This window comes from Paenibacillus sp. D2_2 (assembly GCF_031199965.1).
GTDB lineage: Bacteria > Bacillota > Bacilli > Paenibacillales > Paenibacillaceae > Fontibacillus.
In genome coordinates, this window is record NZ_CP133605.1 from 4,851,261 (window position 1) to 4,870,414 (window position 19,154).

The following is a 19,154-nucleotide window of genomic DNA, read 5'->3' on the forward strand; positions in this document are numbered from 1 at the left end:
CATCTCTTCACCTCATTTTTGTAGATTAATCTTATTATATCTGTTCCTTCCAGCTCCTACAACAATGCTATTCCCGACCCTACTGCCCTTTTAATCAAATAAAAAAGAACGGCCGAAGCCGTTCCTCCAATCTTACTGATCCTTATGAGTTAGCTTAATCTCAATACCTGAGCCTCGTATGGGCGAAGCTCCATCTGCTCAAGCCGCGTCCCCTCAGGCAATTCATAGTTGCCGAGCAGCCGCTCGTAAGAACGGTAACCCACTGATGCAGGTAGCTCGAAAGTCACAGGATCGGCGAAGAAGTTAAGAATCACCAGCAAGCGTTCTTCTCCCAAAGTGCGAGTGTATGCATAAATATGCTCGTTATCCTCCAACAGAAGCTCATATTTACCATAGACGATGACTTCATTCTGTTTGCGCAACTCAATCAGGCGACGATAGTAATGGAAAATAGAATCCGGGTCGGCCACAGCCTCCTCGGTATTGATCTGTTTATAATTCGGATTGACGACAAGCCAAGGTGTCCCGGTAGTAAAGCCGCCATGCTCTGTTGTATCCCATTGCATCGGTGTACGGGCATTATCGCGTCCTTTGCTATAGACGGAAGCCATAATATCTTCAACCGAGCGGCCTGCTTCGCGATGTTCATTGAACATATTATGCGTCTCGATATCCTGGTACTCTTCAATCGTTGCAAACTTCACATTAGTCATGCCAAGCTCTTCACCCTGATAGATAAACGGTGTGCCCTGCATCGTATGAAGCAATGTACCGAGCATTTTAGCTGATTCCTTGCGGTATTGGCCGTCATCACCGAAGCGGGATACCATTCGCGGCTGGTCATGATTATTTAGGAACAGGCTGTTCCAGCCCTTCCCTTCAAGGTCAGTCTGCCACTTGCTCATAATGCGCTTGAAGTCGAGTAGCTTCCACGGCGTTACAAACCATTTGCCGCCTGGGCCTGAGTCAATGTCCATCGATTCGAACTGGAACACCATGCTCAGCTCGCCCCGATCCTCACCTACATAGAGCGCCGCTTCCTCTGGCGATACTCCCGGCGTCTCGCCAACGGTCATCACATCATACTTCGACAGTACTTCCTGATTCATCTCCTGCAGGAATTCATGGATACGCGGTCCATTCATGAAGTATTTGCCGCCGTCCTTGTATTTGCTTTCTCCTTCTCCATCCGGTAAGCCTTCGACTTTGCTGATCATATTGATGACATCCATCCGGAAGCCGTCAATACCTTTATCTAGCCACCAGGTCATCAAATCATACACCTCACGACGTACCTTCTCATTCTCCCAGTTCAAATCCGGCTGTTTCTTGGAGAAGAGGTGCAGATAATACTGATCTGTCTTCTCATCGTATTTCCAGGCCGAACCACTGAAGATAGAAGCCCAGTTGTTCGGCTCCTTGCCGTCCTTACCATCACGCCAAATATAATAATCACGATAAGGATTATCCTTAGACTTGCGAGACTCAACGAACCAGGCATGCTCGTCCGAGGTATGGTTTACTACCAAATCCATAATCAGCTTCATTCCGCGGCTATGCAGGCCGTCAAGCAGACGCTCCCAATCTTCTATCGTACCGAACTCATCCATAATTCCCCGATAGTTGCTAATGTCATAGCCGTTATCGTCGTTCGGCGACTCGTAGACCGGACATAGCCAGATCACATCTACTCCCAGCTTCTGCAAATAATCCAGTCTTGAAATAATCCCGGAATATCGCCGATTCCATCCCCGTTGCTGTCCTGGAAGCTGCGCGGATATATCTGATAAACTACGCTTTCCTTCCACCATGTCTTCTTCATAAATGAAAACTCCTATCCATTTATTTATCTATATTCATGATGCTTATGATTTTACAGCCCCTTGAGTGATTCCGTTAATAATCCATTTCTGTGCAAAGACATATACGATCACCATCGGTGCCAGCGCCAATAAGTAAGAGGCAAAGGCTAGGTTGAAATCCGTACTGAATTGGCCTTGAAATACATACTGCACCAGAGGTAGCGTATACGATTCCGGTTTGCTTAGAATAATGAGCGGAAGCATGAAGTCATTCCATGTTGACAAACAGCTCAGAATAGCGACTGTTGCATTAATCGGTGCAAGCAGCGGGAAGATGATCCGCCAGAAGGTTCCATACGTCGTTGCACCGTCAACCGTTGCTGCTTCCTCCAGCTCTAACGGGATAGAGCGGATATAACCGACATAGACGAAAATATTAAAGGCAAGTCCATAGACGATATACAGAATGATCAAGCCAGGAATGTTGTTCATTCTCAGATCGGTCGTCAGCTTCACTACCGGCAGCATAATGATCTGGAACGGAATGAACATCGCGCTAATGAAGTAGAAATATAAGCCTTTGAAGAACTTATGGTTCATATTACGCGCTACGGCATACGACACTAGCGAGTTAGTTAAGAGTACAAAGCTCACCGAGAAGAGCGTAATGACGAAGCTATTCTTAAACGCCGAGAAGAAATTCGTTGCTTCGATCGCACGGGTGAAGTTATCGAAGTGCAATCCCGTCGGTAGAGCGAAGATCGATTGTGCCATTTCTTCTGGATTTTTCAATGCAATAGATACGGTCATATACAGCGGAAATAGAATAACGATCGAACCGAGGGTAATCAGGGCTGTTACGAGCCAATTGGTGGAGTTTCTGGTTTTCATTAGGCATCCAACTCCCTCTTCTGTAAAAAGTTAAGCTGTACCACAGAGATGATTACGATCACGATGAAGTAAATGACTGCGTTCGCCGATTGATAAGCGAATTCTCCGCCCTGGAAGCCACCTTGATAGATCAGCATGGCGATCGATTGTGTCGAACGTCCAGGACCGCCGCCGGTAAGAGCTACGATCTGGTCAAATACCATGAGCGAGTTCTTCATCGCTAGCACCATGTTAATCGTAAAGAACGAAGCCAGCATTGGAAACGTCATCGACCAGAATGTGCTCCAAGGACCTGCACCATCAATATCCGCCGCTTCGTAAATATCACGTGGAATGGTCTGCAGACCAGCCAGGTACAAAATCGTATTAAAGGCAATCCCTTGCCATACCGCTACGATGACGATACCAATCCAGGCCCACTTTTCACTACCGAGAATGTTAATCGCCAGCATCTCGCTGCCCAGCTTCTCGCCAATCATTGGAACAGCATTAGCAAAGATGTAGTTAAAGATATAGCCGACAATTAATACGCCGAGAACGTTAGGTAGGAAGTAAATACCGCGGAAGAAATTGCGGAATTTGATGCGCGAATTCAGCCCCAAGGCAATAAGCAAGCTGATGACATTAATAAATATAGTAACGACGATCGCGTATTTGAAAGTAAACAGATAAGCGTTCAGAACATTACTATCTGTGAATAAGGATGCAAAGTTCTTAAAGCCTACAAAATCATAGCTGTCGCTATATCCGTCATAGTTCGTGAACGAATAAAATATCCCTTGCAGCGTTGGAAAGGTATGAAATAGGAAAAACAGGAGCAAGGCCGGTATTGTCATTGTATAGAACGCGGCTTTCCTTTTGGCCATCGTAATCCTCCTTCTTTAAATGGAGAAGAGCGCACGATCAGCGCACTCTTCTCCTCTCACTAAGGGCTTAAGGTTCAAGCTTATTATTTACGGTTTGCAACCTTGTCCCACTCTGTATCAAACTGCTTCACATAAGCGTCTACATCTTTCTTTTGCAGGAAGCCTTGAATAATCGTGTCAGCTTTCACTGCACTTGGAATGAAGTGGTCGGAGAAGTCCTCGATCGCACCGCTCTCGAAAGCCGCATTGAAGCCTTCTACGCTTGGATCAGATTGCGTTACGCCTTTAACCGCAGAGAATGCTTTTTGTTGATCGATGAAGAATTGAATATTGTCGGGTTGCAACATGAAATCAATGAATTTCTTAGCTTCCTCAGAATGCTTCGTATTCTTGGAGATCGCTAGCAGAGTGTCGACCCCGGAAATTACTTTGTTCTTCGCTTCATCATTTGTTGCAGGGAATGGGAATACACCCAGCTCTACATTTGGATTTGACTTCAGAATTTCAGGGATAGCCCATACGCCTTGAATGTACATAGCAGCTTCTCCTCTGGCAAATGCAGCATTACCATCGTTGTAGCCTTTGCCGAACAGATCCTTCTGACCGAAGTCGAGCAGTTTCAATTGCTTCTCGGCAACTTCACGGAACTCAGGGCTATCGAATTTGATAGTTCCCTCGGTACGTTTGCCATAGAAGTCGATGCCGACAATATCACTGGACAGAGAGTTGAACGGAACTAGTGTTGTCCAGGAATCCTTTAACGTCTGATAAATTGCTGTCTTGCCAGCGTTCTTCGCTTTTTGAGCTACATTTATAAATTCATCCCAAGTCTTAGGAACTTCAACTCCAAGCTCGGAGAAGATCGCTTTGTTATAAATCACACCGCTTGCATTTGCCGTAAACGGAATGGCATAAGCGCTTTCAGAACCGATAAGCTTGTTCAACATATTCAGATAAGCTGGTTGAATATTATTAAGTAGAGCATCTCCGGTAAGATCAGCGAAGATTCCGCTCTTTGCTAATTGGGAATAAGTATCTGTGGCACCGAGACCGATAATATCAGGAACGTCTTTTTTCGCTACGCGGGTTTTAAGGACAGTCTCAGCATCCGGCGGGTTCACTTGCTGAACATGAATATTCGGATTCGCCTCATTGAATTTCTTAATAAGAGCATCGAATGAATCCTTGGCTTCTGTCTTGTTCTGGAAGAACTCCAGCTCTACCTTCTTGGCCGATGGCGTATTGCCACTGGACTCATTTGAATTTTTCGAGCTGCCGCAGCCAGCCAACGCCATCAAAAATAATGCACTCACAAGAACTAAGGATATTGTCTTTTTCATATTTACTGACCCTCCATACTGTTTGTTTTTGCCGTGTAGAATAACCAATATCGAGTAAACGTATACTTCTAGTTTAAAGAAACGCCCTGTCTTCTCTTTCCCGGCAACCACCTCCCTCAAGTCAATTATCTATTAACTCTCTCTGTAACCCGTCTATGAACAATTGATAGAAATAGACTAGGAAAAGAGTAAACGTTTACTTAATTGTGAAAAAAACTTGCCTTGTTGTTCAAGGCATTTGGCGAACCGTTTGTCTCTCTATTAATTGATGGCTAACGATGCTACTGGATACCTGATCGGTACCCTCGATTAATTGAATCAGCATCTCAGATGCCATACGCCCCATCATCGGCAAAGGCTGGTGAATCGTCGTTAATGGAGGAAAGACCATTCTCGAGAAGACCAGATCATCATAACCGATTATCGACATATCCTCCGGGATTTTAAGTCCTCGTTCCAAGGCTTCCCCATTGCGCCGATTGCCATCTCATCACTGGCAGCAAACAGAGCCGTGAACGGTGGTGCCTCATCCAGTAGCTTCTTCATCGCTTCACGCCCCATATCCAGACGGAAGTTTCCGTAGCCAACTCTCGAATCCATATATTCCAGACCATTATCCTTAAGTGCCTGACGATACCCCTCCAGACGAGGAACGCCAGCAATGGTATCTGTAATCGTACCGCAGATCATAGCGATATCACAATGTCCTTTGCGGATAAGATACTCTGTAGCGTGATAGGAAGCCTGTCGATCATCTACCTTCACATAAGGAATAGCATGCTTATGGGATAGTGTGTTAACCATTACGACCGGAACCCTCATTTGCTTAAGCAGCTTGTAATACTCATCCTCCAAAGATCCACTTGTGAATATCACTCCATCCACCTGCTTCTCTCCAAGCACCTGAAGGTACTTCAGCGTACGCTTTCCGTCTTCATCTGTATTGCACATAATGACGCTGAATCCCTTATCATTGGCTACCTGCTCTATCCCGTGCAGAATTTCTGACGAGAAGCTGCTCGATACGTCGGGAACGAGGACACCGATCGTCTGCGTTCGCTTGTTGATTAGACCTCTGGCAATTGCGTTAGGCTGGTAGCCGAGCTCTTCAACCGCTTTCAAAACCTTCTGCTTCGTCTTGTCAGAATAGCCTGAAAGATTGTGAAGCACTCTAGAGACTGTAGCAACCGATACCCCTGATGCCTTGGCAACATCCTTAATTGTTGGAGGGTTCATATTCCCATCACGATCGCAACCTTCTTTACATATTCATAACCATTATTATTTACTTAAAAACTTTGAGTAAACGTTTAACTTGGTTACAGTATACTTTTCTGTTTTTCCTTTGTCAACGCTTTTATGAATCGCTTTCACAATTTTAGGTCAAATGATCTTGCAATAAATTAAGCCCTTTCCTGCTTGCCTGGCCACCCGCCCCCATCGATTGAAGAGCGGGCTGCCAGCTGCTGTAAACCATTATGGTAACGTCAATAAGAGAGGTTTAACCGTATTGGCAAAAGAATAATTTGTGGTCTTATCCCAGTTGATCGACCATGTCATCGCGCCGCGGAAATCCGGATACTTCGCTACTGGCTTGTACGTCCCGCAATCCGTGCCATTCGTCAGGCATTTCAACGCATTGTTAACGACCGTTGGAGAGACATATCCTCCTCCAGCCGCACCCGAAGTGGCAGGTACTCCGATTCCTAATTGAGAAGGCTGTACCCATTGCAGCGTCAGATCGGACAACGCCGTAAGGAAATCAATCGTTCCCTGTGAGTAGCATTTCCCGTCACGGCCCAACATACACCCTGAATTATAATATTGTACATTCATGACGGTAGTGATGTCTTTAAGATTGTTGTATAACTGCATGTACGTTGTATTTGGGCTTTGCATATCAATCGTCTGCGGAGCCATCGTTAGAATAAATCCAGGGCCGACTTTGGTCTGCAATTGGCGTACCGCAGTCGTCAGGTTCGTTACGTTCATGCCGTTCTCCAAATCAATGTCGATCCCATCAAGCCCGAACTGTGTGATCAGACCGTACATGCTGTCCACGAAATTCGTGACATTCGGAGATGCGCTGTTCAAATTAATGTTCCCTTTTTCGCCTCCGACGGAAAGAATAACCTTTTTGCCTTGGGCACGCTTGGCCTGGATATCATTAATCAGGTCGGCGTTAGTGTAGCCACCCAGTGCGTTGGACAGCGGTCCATCTACGTTAAAGGTAACGCCGCCCGGCTTGGCCGGATCCATATCCGCAAACGATAGCACGATAATGTCGTATTGGCTAGGAACATCGCTTAGCTTAATATTAGAGGAACCGTTAATGAAATTATGCCAATAGCCAGTCAGCGTATGTTTCGGCAACTGCCCGCCGCCTCCGCCGCCTCCTGTCGTCGTTGCGCTAACACCTGTGCTTAGTGGGGATACATTCCCTGCAGCATCCTTAGCCGCTACTTTGAAAGTATATGTCGTACCCGCGGAGAGCCCTGAGACCGTAGCGCTTGTTCCTGTAACGGACATCGCCAGGCTTGTGCCTTGGTATACATCATCAGCCGGTGACTCCGACATTATCGGTGGAGGCCGTCCAGGATAGCGATACCGATGATGAAGTTACACCTGTGACTGTAACATTGGTAGGTGTCGAAGGAGCTTGAGTATCTGGGCCATTAACGGCACTCGTCTTCACGCTGATCGTATTGCTGGAAGGAGATATATTACCGGCTGCATCTTTTGCCTTGACTGAATAAGAATAAGTCGTATCCGGAGTAAGTCCGGTATGCGTAAATGACAGCGTAGTCCCGGAGACACTGCCGACGGATGCCGTGCCTTGATAGATCACGTATTCCGTTACGCCGACATTATCGGTAGAGGCTGTCCACTGCAAAGTAATACTGGTAGTTGTCACGTTAGAGGCACTCAAATTACCTGGAGCGGTAGGTGGCTGAGTATCGGCCGTCCCGCCTTGCGTTTTCTGCCATAATGCAGGCACATTTGGTGGTTCCCAGCCGACAAGCGACGTATGCGCTTGAACAGCTTTATAAGTATCGCCTCCATACGTAACGGTATCATTTGCTTGATAAGCAACATTCGGTGCCCACGCACCGCGATCTGCGGCAAATGCTAGCGATGGCAGCAGTGCCACTAATAACGCGATAATCAGTAAGACAGGTATTCCGCGCTTGATCCCTTTGCTCGTCTGTTGCGGCATTTTTCTCATCGAAATTCCTCCTTAACGTATCAGCTAGCTACTTCCATCTCCCTTGAAACCTTGAGACTCCTCCTTTCTTCTATCTCTATGAAAATAAACTATGCACCGTACATCGATAGAGCAGCCATTGGTAGCATAGATATTTAAGTAAGACATACTTACCAAGAAGAATATCCATCACAAAATAGGCCCATTGACTATATGGACTTTGAGGAGAACTACACTACTTACCAGATTGAAGAACCGATAGATTGGAATAGTTGAAATTGAAAAATTGATGCTTAAAAGAGGAATCACATCAACGACTGGACTAGCATTACAGGATTATGGATAAGAGGAATTACATACTTCAGGAAAACCGAGGTTAACTTTATTAATTTATCTTCATTGTAAATAAATGTAATTCTATTGTCTATATCTGATTCTATAAAAAATATCAAATTTTAAATTTAGTCAAAATAGTTCACGCTTACTGGCATAAAAAGTCAGATCTATTAATCTCCTAAATCATTCACAAAGTAAAATAATAACTTCTTCTTAACCTGATTAAATCTAACGCTACTCGGCGTATTTTCGAGCATACTTCTCCTCTCTTCTGCCCCAAAGTTACCGTATCGAAAAAAAACTGCAAATCTGCATCTTTCCGCGAACATTAAATGTCCATTTCAGGAGAAAGATGCAAATCTGCAGGCTTTTAGAACTCATTTTCTTTAAACTAGCTGATTCCTAGGAAAAAAGATGATTCTTGCATCAATTACCCAAATAGAGTGATTTCCGCGATAAAAAGATGCATTTATGCAGGTATTTCAGCTCCGTAGTCTGCCATAGACCGTTCACCTGAGCTTCCCACCTCACTTCGGAGTATCAGTGACTTCCTAATACCTAATCACATCCCAATCTATAAGTGCTTATCCCAAATCAGGCTCGGCGACAAAACGTACCCGCGGTGCCGCAGCGCCATGCAACTCAAACATAATAATCTCATTGCTTCCCTCTCGCAGCAGTGGTCCCGGCACATACATCGTTCTCTGAGGCCCGACATTCCAATAACGGCCCAGGTTGAAGCCGTTCACGAAGACGACACCCTTGATCCAGCCATCCAGACTGAGGAATGTATCGGCGATATCCTTTACCGTAAATTCGCCACGGTAGAAGGATGGTTCCGCATGACCTGATAACGGTTCGAACTCAAGACCAGACAGATCACTCAGCGGCAACGGATGGATCGTCCAATCCGACAGGAACTGCATGCCATGCCGAACTCCAACCGTGATTCCCTTGAGGTCCTTAATATATGGCCCGTAATTGACCCGTCCCATATTCTCCACAAGTATGCTAAGATGAGCACCGCCTTCCGGCACTTCGAACTCTATGATGGCCCCTGGCTGGCTGCGATCCAGAGTTCCAAGAACCCGTCCGTCCAGGAACACCAGCGCCCGATCATGCAATTCCTGAATATTTAGCGCTTGCTTCGGTCTAGGACCAGAAATAAATGTACTATATTGAATGAATCCATAATCCTGCCCAGCTTCTCCATCGGTTCAGGGTAGGCGGATTGGACTGGGCGGGAAATCTGCGGTAAATTTTGCGACAATGGAGCTTGACCAGTCATGACGACTTCACCGTAGGCCTGCTTCACTATAGGCTGCGGAAGTTCTAGAGTGGCAAGCTTCCGATGCTTGGCAATCACATCGCGAACGGCATAATACTTATTCGTCGGTTCGCCGCTCTCATTTAATAGAACGTCATAGTCATAGCTTGTAATCGTAGGCTCATAACTGTCCTCTGTATGTCCATTCGCCCCGTTATAGAAGCCGAAGTTCGTACCGCCGTGGAACATATAGAAATTGACCGAGGCACCCATGCTTAACATCTCATCCAGAACCTCAGCCACATCCTGGGCTGGACGAGTATGATGCCCTTCCCGCCAATGATCAAACCAGCCATTCCAGAACTCCATACACATGATCGGTGCATCCGGTTGGTACTTGCGGAGCTTGTCGAAGGCCTCAGCAGGTCGAGACCCAAAATTCACTGTGGCTAGCACACCGTCAACCATACCGCCCTGCAGCATATAATCCTCCGGACCATCCGAAGTGAACAGCAACACATCGATCCCGCACTTGATCATCGAATCCTTCAAATAGTTCAAATAAGGCTTATCATTGCCGTAACTTCCGAACTCATTCTCAATCTGCATCGCGATAATTGGTCCGCCTTGTGTACATAACAGTGGCCGCAGCTTAGGCAGTAGTACGTCATAATAAGCATCAACATACTCCAAGAACGGCTTATAATAGCAACGCAGCCGCATATCCGGTTCCGCCAGTAGCCAGGCTGGAAATCCGCCGAACTCCCATTCCGCACATATATAAGGAGATGGTCTTACGATTACATGCAGGCCAATACTCCCTGCTATCTCAATAAAGCGTACAAGATCCGCGATGCCCTCGAAGTTGAACTGCCCTTTCTGTGGCTCATGCAAATTCCAGGCCACATACGTCTCGACTGTATTGAAGCCGCAGGCCTTCAACTTAATCAGCCGGTCCTCCCAATATTCCGGTAATACACGGAAGTGATGAATCGCCCCGGAGATAATCTGAATTGGCTCATTATTGTAATAGAACGAAGATCCCGAATAATGAAAAGTAGACATAATTCCCTCCAAAGAATTATTTTCAGTCCAGCACCTTTTTATTGTTGAACCTAACGGAAATATGTTCCGCTATTGGCTTGCTAACCGCGCAATTTCATTGCAATTCTTTGTAATAGGGGCGCTCATTTCCGTTAGATTTTCTAAAGTCGCTTTTTCACCTCAATAACGCCCCTCACATCCGTTAGACCTGAGCTCAGATTCAATTGCTATTTCTTCTGTTCCTGAACGACGAAGCTATCCGCGAACTCCTGCATACCGATGGTTCGGCCCTCTACTCGGGACTCCTCAGCTGCAAAGGCCATCAGGTGGCTCTGTACGGAATGATTTGCCGAGGTCAATCCCTGGCTCTTGCCGTCAGCCCTTACCAAGTTCAGAAAATCCTTCACAAGCTTCATATCGCCGCCGCCATGTCCAACATGACCGCCCATATCCTCGAAGCTGATCCGCTCAACTTTGCCGTTGAAATGGATTACTTCAATCTCATTTTTCTCCATGGCACCACGAATTTCTCCGGTTGTCCCCATTAGCTTGATCGTGCGGCTAATATCCCGTGTGAATGCGCTCATGGTGAAAGCCGCAGTAACGTTGTTGGCAAATTCAAGATTGACGACCTGATGATCAACCACATCATTGTCGCAATGATATACACAGCGGCCATAAGGCCCTTCCTGGAGCGCCTTATAACGAGCCTCATAGCTCATATCATTGCTGATTGCCGAAGTCGGCCAGTCCGTATTGTCCGTTAAATACAGGTTTGGCGCATAATACAAGCACTGATCCGCAGCCGGACAGCCGTCCAGACAGCGAAGCGGAGCGCCTTCTGGTGCCTCCGACGCTTTGAAGTGGCTAAGCGAGCCAAAGGAAGCGACTTGAGTACAATCCGCACCGGCCAACCAGAGTAGAATATCAAGGTCATGGCAGGACTTGGCCAGAATCATCGGACTGGAATCCTCCTTGCGCCGCCAATTGCCGCGCACGAAGCTATGTGCCTGATGCCAATAGCCAACATTCTCATTATGCTGAATTGACATCAGCTGCCCGATCGCCCCACGGTTCAGAAGGTCCTTCAACGTCGAGAAGAATGGTGCATATCTCAGCACGTGGCAGATGGAGAATACAAGTCCTGATTTAGCTGCCATTTCCCCCATTTGAATGCACTCCAGAGGATCAGGCGACATCGGCTTCTCCAACAGAACATGATAGCCCAATTGCAATGCCTTCATCGTCGGTTCAAAATGCTGCTTATCCTGAGTACAGATCAATACGGCATCGGCCAGCTTGGGCCCTGCGAACAATTCATTCCAATGCTCAAAGCATAGCTCGTCGGGGATCCCGTGCCGCGCCTGAAAGCTCTCTCTCCGTTCCCGCACAGGCTCTGCAACCGCCACGACCTCAAGCTCATGCGGATGCTGTAAGGCGTATTCCAAATAGTTGATTCCACGTAATCCTGCTCCGACTAATGCTACCTTAACCCTCTTCATGCCACCATCGTCTCCCTTTCTGCCGTGTATCTATTCTTTGACACTCCCAACGGTCATCCCTTTAACAAAATATTTCTGTAAGAAAGGATATACAACCATAATCGGTAGTGCACCCATAAATATTTGTGCCGTTTGTAGTGTTTTCTCGCTTAGATTCTCCATCGCCTTAAGCTGTTCAAGCGAGATCGAGGACATTTGTGAGTTAATCGACATGATTAGGGTCGACAAATAGGTCTGCAACGGATATTTCAGCCGGTGAATTCAGGTACAATATCCCGTCAAACCAGGCGTTCCAATGCCCAACGATCGTGAACAGCCCGATAGTTGCAATCGACGGCAGCGAGATCGGTAAATAAATACGCCATAAAACTCGCCATTGTCCAGCGCCATCGATCGTAGCCGCCTCGTCGAGCTCCCGCGGTATTCCGCGGAAGAAATTGAGCATCAACACCATGTTCCAGACATTCAGCGCACCGGGTAGAATCAATGCCCAGATTGTATCGATCACCCCTGTGTTCTTAACGATAATATAGGTTGGAATCAAGCCCCCACCGAAGAACATCGTAATGGCGAAGAACCATGCATACACCGTTCTGAATTTAAACTGCTCATTTGTTTTCGATAATGGAAAAGCGGTAATAAACACGAGCACCATATTGATCACTGTCCCCAGCATAACCCGTTCGACAGAGACGCCGAGCGATCTGAAGAACTCGACTTCTCGCCTAGGTACCTGTAGGCATCTAAATTGAACCCGACTGGCCACAGCTTCACTTCGCCGGCCATAGCTGCTGTATTCGAACTAAGGGAAATCGCTAGCAAATGGATAAAAGGAATTATACCAAGCAAGGTAATGGCGCTGAGCAGCAGTGCATTGCCGATTACAAAAATTTTTCTGCTGATGGTCGATTTGTGCATCTCTCTTACCTCCTGGCTAAAAGATCCGATAATTGTTATATTTATAGGCCGCGTAATAGGTGGTCGATACCATGATCAGGGAGACAACCGATTTGAACAGTCCGACGGCTGCAGCCGGGCCAAACTGTTGACTGAACATCCCAAGCCGGTATACAAACGTATCGATGATATCGCCGCCTTGATAGACGGTCGGATTGTACATAATTAAGATCTGCTCGAAGCCTGCATTGAGAATACCGCCCAAGCTAAGCACTCCAAGTAGGATCAGAATTGGCATCATGCCAGGCAGAGTAATATTCAACATCTGCTTCCATCTTCCGGCTCCATCCACTTCAGCCGCTTCATATAACGTTGCGTTGATTCCGGTAATCGCGGCTAACATAACGATCATGTTGTAGCCCATCCCTTTCCAGATATCAGACCCAATGACAATTCCACGGAACCAGCCGTTATTAAGCATGAACATGATCGGCTCCATGCCTAACGCCTGGAGTATTCCGTTCACAGGTCCACTCAACGAGAACAATTCGATAATAACCCCACCAAGAACGGTCCAGGAGAGGAAGAATGGTAGAAATATAGCGGATTGGATCACACGCGAGAACCATCTCTTCGTGATTTCATTAAGCAGCAATGCCAGAATCAAAGGTACGAGCAGGAATAAGACCATTTTACATACCGCAATAAGAATGGTGTTCCATAGTACCTGCGTGAAATCTGGTAGCGCAAACACATATTTAAAGTTGTCAAAGCCTACGAATTCAGATTTGAAGAACCCGGACAACGGCTCAAACTGCTGGAAAGCCATTACCAGACCAGCCATAGGGCCGTATGCATATATCAACGTAATAATGACGCCGGGCAGCAGCATTAAATGGAGTATATATTCCTTCTTTAGTGTTTTCACAAGCGAGACCTCCATGTTAAATGTAAAACGGGAGGAATTGCCGACTGCTTCAGGCGGATCCTCCCGTTCCAGCATCACGATTTATTTCACAGCTTCCTTGCTGTACCAGTCATTCACCTCTTGGGTGATCTTGTCGCCACCAAGGGTCTTCCAGCTGTCAACGAACTTGTCAAATTCATCAAGTGGGGCGCCCATAATGATCTTAGTGAACGACTCCTGCATCAGCTTATCAAGCTGCATGCCTTTCTCTACCTGCGTCGCTGTAGGCAGAGCATAGAATTCGTTGTTCACATAAGCCCCTTTCTCTTTAATCATGCGAGTTGTTCCCCAGCCACCGTCCTTAGCTGCACGGCTGAAGTATTGTCCCCAGTTGACGCCTTTGGTGTACTCAGTCGTATCTCCTGCAAGGTAATAATTCGCTGCCTTGAATACTTCCGCTACAGGTTTGTAGTTTTCATCTTCAAGCGTAATTTCCGTCTGCTTGCCGTCGAGAGCTTTATTGACTTCCGTGTAAACCGTCTCGATCTCCGTAGGATTATAGATCCGTGGGTTGAACCAGTTATAGACAAACCCATTCTCAGGCTTATTCTCTTCCATATATTTCTTGTTGCCCACTTCAATAAAGTAATTGATCAGTTTTATAGCAGCTTCGGGATTCTTCATGTTCTTGTTCACACCATACAACCTGTTGCTGCGCATCTTTGGCACTAAGGACTTGCCAGGGCCGTCTAATCCCGGAATTTGCAGGGCAATCCAATCTGCCTTCGGATCTTTATCGACGTTCATATTTAGAGGCCAGTTCGGATACCACCATTCCCCATAAGAAATTCCGACCTTGCCTGCCGTAATGTCTTCAACTGCCTTGTTCTCGTCCTTCAAGGCAAATTCCTTATCCAGCACGCCCTCCTTGTACCATTCCTGCAGCTTGCCCAGCGCCGTCTTCATCTCTGGCTGAATCAGACCTGGGACCAGCTTGCCCTCGTCACCCTTAATCCACGCCGTCTGATTGTCCCGACCGATGGATAAGCATTATAGCCATTGAAGAAGCCGCGGAGATCAAAGCCCCAGAAGAATAGGTTCTTCTGCATGGAGATTCCGTAAGTATCGTTCTTGCCATTCTGATCCGGATCGTCCTTAACGAATGCCAAGGCTACCTTATCTAGCTCTTCCATCGTTGTAGGAACCGGCAGTTTTAAATTGTCGAGCCAATCCTTACGAATCCACAATATTTGGGTTGACATGAACGGATCCTGGAATGACGGGATAGCCAGCAGCTTGCCGTCAGAAGTGAAGGTGCTCATTGCGAATCCACCGTCAGACTCCATATATTTCTTAAGAGCCGGCGAAGCATAATTGTTATAGGCATCCGTCAGATCTGCCAGCATATCCTGCTTCTTCAATTTCTCGAAGTTCTTCTGATCGAGCTCAATAATGTCTGGCAGATCGCCCGAAGCCATGGCTAGCGAAAATTTCTGCTCGAATTGGCTTTGCGGAACCGTCCATTTGTATTTAACTTCGATGTTCATCATTTCTTTTAAATTCTTGAGATAAGCGTTCTCCTCCGGTGTAATCCCCTTCGGTATTCTCGAATCCTCTGGAGGATTATAGCCGAGCACTTCCGTAACGGTTACCGTCTCCGGATATTTGCCTAGTGGATCAGGAGGTGTATTACTGTTGGCACTGGTATTGGTTTTATTGTCAGCTCCTTGCGAAGAATCAGAAGCTGCCCCATCCTTACTTTCTTGATTTCCACACGCTGTAAATACCAAGAGCATCGACATAACTAGAACGAGCATTTTCCACGGTTTAAAGCTCTTCATTGAACTGCCTTCCCCTTTTGTATGCTGTAATAACTCTTGCTTACACCTTCATTATGGAGCCGATGGAAAGCGCTATCAATTTTTAGTTTTTTACTTCGCTATCACTTTATTTACTTGTTCCCAGATTGCTGGGTTACGCCTGTGTATTCCGATATTCCTGAGGGGAGACCCCCATCTTCTTCTTGAAAAAGGTCGTAAAATAAGAAGGAGAATCAAACCCCACCCGGGTAGCAATCTCATTCAATTTCAGATTCGTGTCCTGCATCAGACGAATAGCTCCTTCCAGCCTCTTCGTCTGGATGTATTCCAACAAATTATGGCCTGCCGCCTGCTTATAGAAACGCGAGAGATATGACGGATTGAAATGAACTTCCTCTGCGATCGCTGTCAACGATACATCTCCAGATAAATGCTCGTTCACATATCGCTGAATCTGGTCGACGACGAATAGCTTCATCTCATCCTGCTCCATCCGGCCATACTCGTACATATTCTCCTCGTATGGGTTGACTCTGCCCAGATCTACGATGATCATCGTTTGGCCTAATGCGGCGCGTGCCTTAAGTAGAGAATGCAACTTCTCATACTGCTGCCCGGCTATATCCCAACTTCCTTCCAGATTATCCGATATACCGAAGGAGACAGCTACGCCTAGCAGCTCTTCACACTCATTTTGCACCAGCTCCAATATGCCCTTCATATACATCGTTATGCTGTTCCAGTGAGCCCCGTTTGTGACGTTCTCTCCACGGAACCTTCCTAACAGCTCTGCCCCTGGCTGCAGCATCCAGAAGAGCACGTCGTCCTGCATAACAGAACATTCGCATTGGAACGAAGGAGGCAAGTAGTTCAAGAATGATCTTTGTACCGCTTGGCGCAATTCACTCGCTCTATCCATTTCATTTAAGGTCGTTCTTCCGATCAGGAAAAATGCGGGTTGTTCCGGTACAATCCGGAAATGCACTTCTTCGTAACGAGGTTGACACAATAGATGAAGGAGATCTTCTCCTCCGGTCATTTTCCGCAGCAGTTCCTGCTTCAACAGCGGTACAGCAATCTCTAAGTGTAGCTTCGCCTTCTCCTCTTGAATTCTGCGCCGATTCTCCTCATCCAGCTTAGCAATAGACCGCTGTACTGCCTCGAAGATCAGCTCGATCCCCTCTGTCTTGAGAATGTAATTGTCCACTTTCTTGCGCAGCGCTTCATGGACATAATCGAACTCGCTATACCCCGTCAGAAGGATAGAGCGGCAATGCGGCCAGTAATAATTAATTTCATCGACGAGCTGAAGTCCGCTCATCTGCGGCATTCGAATATCGCTAACCAGAATATCCAGCTTCATTTTTCTAGCCATTTCAAGGGCCTCTTTGGCGGAATAAGCTTTACACACTTCAAGCTCAAACTCGGTATTGTCTTGGAACAGAAGTACCAGCCCGTTCACGATTACAGGCTCATCATCAACAATCAATAATCTATACATGCTTAAGCCTCCTCTTCATCTACTACAATGATCAGATCTACTCTTAGGCCTCCATAGGTGCTACGCGAGACAAACAGCCCACTGCCCTTCCCGTATTTTAGCTTCAGCCGGTTATTCACATTGATTAGCCCGGTCTTCTCCATATATTTCGACTCCGTAGCCAGTTTGTCACACATCTGCTCGATCATTGGCCCGGTAACAAGCTTTCCATTGTCTTCCACAGTAACCCGCAGCCTTCCGTTCGCGTATTCCGTCCCCATGTAGATCACTCCCTCCATCGTTCCATCCTCGAAAGCATGCTCGAACACATTCTCTACAATGGGTTGAATAATAAGCCGGGGCACCGAGATCGATGGCGGTACATCCTTCACATCGCTATATTCGAAGGTAATCCGGTTCGAGAACCGAATACACTGAATCTCGCAATAATCAAGCGCATGCTGATATTCCTTGTAGAATGGCACTTCATCCGACCCACTCCTCGTAATATATTGATAATATGTACCCAGCTTCTGAGAGAACTCAGCGGCACTATCGGCGTCTCCTACCTTGCACATCATGTAAATATTAAAGAAACTATTGTACAAAAAATGCGGGTTGATCTGCGACTGGAGCTGCTTTAACTGTGAATGCTGCAGGGCGATTTTCTGCTCATAGTTTTCTCGAATCGAATTTTTCAGTTTGAGGGCCATATTATTGAAGCTACTAAATACGTAATGGAACTCATCATTGCTTCGCGATTCGATCATAATGTTCAAATTGTCGGCTTCCAGCATCCGGAACGCCTTAACCAGGCGCGATAAAGGGCGATGGATCATTAAATTGACCGAAAAGGCATACAGCACCATAATCACAATAGCGATAATGAACAATAAATAGGACCAGGTCGTAAATTGGTTCAATGGGCGGGTAATTTCGTTCTGATTGACATACATGATCAATGACAAATGCAGCGCACTGACGTCGTTATGAGTAATAAAATAATTAACGCCATGGATCTCCTTCATTTCAGAGTTATCTTGTTCACTTATGCTCTGCTCAGAGATCTGTCTAAGAATCGTGTTCGATTCCTGAAGATCACTCGAGGTCGTCAACACGGCGCCTAATTCCTTATTACCCAGCAGTACCTCGGATTTTTGATACAAACTTGCAATTTGCTGTAATGCCTCAAGTAGCTTAGGCCTGGAAATCTCGATATAAGACCATATCCGCCATTGTTCTCGGTCTCTATCAGGAAAATCTGGTTTCCTGTCTGATAGAACGAAGGCCTAGGCTTCGTGGATATGAGAGATGCGACCAGACTCATCTCCGGATTCGGCGTATTCGTCACTCCGGACATCGTAGAGATGGTCTTCCCGACGGCCTCGACATAGACGCCAGCATTCACGATATAATCGCTGAAGGCCGTCAGTGAATTCTGCCTATCCCTCACCTGCTCAACCAATTCCACTTCCTCATAACTCTCCAGCATACTTCCTCGGAAGCTGAGCTTCTGCAAATCCTTGTCATTTAGCAGTTGAAGCTGCAAATTTCGGATGAAATACATCTCTTTGTCAAGCTGCTTGGAGTAAAAGGTAGCACCGGCAAGAGAAGAGCTCAATATGGCATCTTTGCTAATCGACATTCCCTTGTAATTGAACCAAATATTCATTGTGATGAGCGGCAGCAATAACAAAATAAATATGGCGATAACTTTCTGATATACGAACCACTTCGATTTCTTTCTAACGATCCTAAGCTTCATCGTATTCCCCCCGTTGCTGTATGATGGATGGT

12 protein-coding genes and 4 pseudogenes are annotated in these 19,154 nt (G+C 46.4%); all 16 read right to left on the bottom strand.

What is annotated here, in order from left to right; translation table 11 throughout:
• Positions 1 to 149: 149 nt before the first annotated feature.
• Positions 150 to 1,822, bottom strand: a pseudogene (locus RE628_RS24925) (alpha-glucosidase).
• Between the two features lie 43 nt (positions 1,823 to 1,865).
• Positions 1,866 to 2,693 carry a carbohydrate ABC transporter permease gene (locus RE628_RS24930; RefSeq protein ID WP_309155884.1) on the bottom strand — a complete coding sequence of 276 codons (828 nt, stop codon included), beginning with the start codon at positions 2,691 to 2,693 and terminating at the stop codon, positions 1,866 to 1,868.
• Positions 2,693 to 3,559: a carbohydrate ABC transporter permease gene (locus tag RE628_RS24935; protein WP_309155886.1), complete on the bottom strand. Its 867-nt coding sequence runs from the start codon at positions 3,557 to 3,559 to the stop codon at positions 2,693 to 2,695. The genes RE628_RS24930 and RE628_RS24935 overlap by 1 nt, the downstream gene beginning before the upstream one ends.
• A gap of 83 nt (positions 3,560 to 3,642) precedes the next feature.
• A complete protein-coding gene (locus RE628_RS24940; RefSeq protein WP_309155889.1) occupies positions 3,643 to 4,899 on the bottom strand; it encodes an ABC transporter substrate-binding protein in 1,257 nt (418 codons plus the stop codon).
• A gap of 229 nt (positions 4,900 to 5,128) precedes the next feature.
• Positions 5,129 to 5,329 (bottom strand): substrate-binding domain-containing protein, encoded by a 201-nt coding sequence (locus RE628_RS24945; protein ID WP_309155893.1) that lies wholly within the window; start codon positions 5,327 to 5,329, stop codon positions 5,129 to 5,131.
• Entirely contained in the window at positions 5,320 to 6,135 is an 816-nt protein-coding gene (locus RE628_RS24950; protein ID WP_309155896.1) for a LacI family DNA-binding transcriptional regulator, read from the bottom strand. Before RE628_RS24950 ends, RE628_RS24945 begins: the two co-directional genes overlap by 10 nt.
• 240 nt (positions 6,136 to 6,375) lie before the next feature.
• Positions 6,376 to 8,125: pseudogene (locus tag RE628_RS24955) on the bottom strand (fibronectin type III domain-containing protein).
• Between the two features lie 899 nt (positions 8,126 to 9,024).
• A pseudogene (locus tag RE628_RS24960) lies at positions 9,025 to 10,772 on the bottom strand (beta-galactosidase).
• Between the two features lie 206 nt (positions 10,773 to 10,978).
• Positions 10,979 to 12,253: a Gfo/Idh/MocA family protein gene (locus RE628_RS24965; protein ID WP_309155899.1), complete on the bottom strand. Its 1,275-nt coding sequence runs from the start codon at positions 12,251 to 12,253 to the stop codon at positions 10,979 to 10,981.
• A gap of 30 nt (positions 12,254 to 12,283) precedes the next feature.
• Positions 12,284 to 13,171, bottom strand: a pseudogene (locus RE628_RS24970) (carbohydrate ABC transporter permease).
• A 16-nt stretch (positions 13,172 to 13,187) separates the two neighbouring features.
• The gene (locus RE628_RS24975) at positions 13,188 to 14,078 is read right to left on the bottom strand and encodes an ABC transporter permease (protein ID WP_309159568.1); all 891 of its coding nucleotides are present in this window, start codon (positions 14,076 to 14,078) and stop codon (positions 13,188 to 13,190) included.
• A gap of 81 nt (positions 14,079 to 14,159) precedes the next feature.
• Positions 14,160 to 15,023, bottom strand: a complete 864-nt coding sequence (locus RE628_RS24980) for a type 2 periplasmic-binding domain-containing protein (protein ID WP_309155901.1) — start codon at positions 15,021 to 15,023, stop codon at positions 14,160 to 14,162.
• Between the two features lie 11 nt (positions 15,024 to 15,034).
• On the bottom strand, positions 15,035 to 15,898 hold the full coding sequence (locus RE628_RS24985) for an extracellular solute-binding protein (RefSeq protein WP_309155903.1): 864 nt from the start codon (positions 15,896 to 15,898) through the stop codon (positions 15,035 to 15,037).
• A gap of 133 nt (positions 15,899 to 16,031) precedes the next feature.
• Entirely contained in the window at positions 16,032 to 17,378 is a 1,347-nt protein-coding gene (locus RE628_RS24990) for a response regulator (RefSeq protein ID WP_309155905.1), read from the bottom strand.
• A gap of 2 nt (positions 17,379 to 17,380) precedes the next feature.
• Positions 17,381 to 18,523, bottom strand: coding sequence for a sensor histidine kinase (locus RE628_RS24995; protein ID WP_309155907.1), 1,143 nt, complete (start codon positions 18,521 to 18,523; stop codon positions 17,381 to 17,383).
• Positions 18,481 to 19,122 carry a hypothetical protein gene (locus tag RE628_RS25000; RefSeq protein ID WP_309155908.1) on the bottom strand — a complete coding sequence of 214 codons (642 nt, stop codon included), beginning with the start codon at positions 19,120 to 19,122 and terminating at the stop codon, positions 18,481 to 18,483. Before RE628_RS25000 ends, RE628_RS24995 begins: the two co-directional genes overlap by 43 nt.
• Positions 19,123 to 19,154: the final 32 nt, after the last annotated feature.

Excerpts from the sequence above, each read along its gene's own strand:
- RE628_RS24930 (WP_309155884.1), bottom strand. The coding sequence starts at position 2,693 with ATGAAAACCAGAAACTCCACCAATTGGCTCGTAACAGCCCTGATTACC.
- RE628_RS24980 (WP_309155901.1), bottom strand. The coding sequence starts at position 15,023 with ATGAAGACGGCGCTGGGCAAGCTGCAGGAATGGTACAAGGAGGGCGTG.
- RE628_RS24965 (WP_309155899.1), bottom strand. The coding sequence starts at position 12,253 with ATGAAGAGGGTTAAGGTAGCATTAGTCGGAGCAGGATTACGTGGAATC.
- RE628_RS24950 (WP_309155896.1), bottom strand. The coding sequence starts at position 6,135 with ATGAACCCTCCAACAATTAAGGATGTTGCCAAGGCATCAGGGGTATCG.
- RE628_RS24990 (WP_309155905.1), bottom strand. The coding sequence starts at position 17,378 with ATGTATAGATTATTGATTGTTGATGATGAGCCTGTAATCGTGAACGGG.
- RE628_RS24985 (WP_309155903.1), bottom strand. The coding sequence starts at position 15,898 with ATGAAGAGCTTTAAACCGTGGAAAATGCTCGTTCTAGTTATGTCGATG.
- RE628_RS24935 (WP_309155886.1), bottom strand. The coding sequence starts at position 3,559 with ATGGCCAAAAGGAAAGCCGCGTTCTATACAATGACAATACCGGCCTTG.
- RE628_RS24940 (WP_309155889.1), bottom strand. The coding sequence starts at position 4,899 with ATGAAAAAGACAATATCCTTAGTTCTTGTGAGTGCATTATTTTTGATG.
- RE628_RS24945 (WP_309155893.1), bottom strand. The coding sequence starts at position 5,329 with ATGTCGATAATCGGTTATGATGATCTGGTCTTCTCGAGAATGGTCTTT.
- RE628_RS25000 (WP_309155908.1), bottom strand. The coding sequence starts at position 19,122 with ATGAAGCTTAGGATCGTTAGAAAGAAATCGAAGTGGTTCGTATATCAG.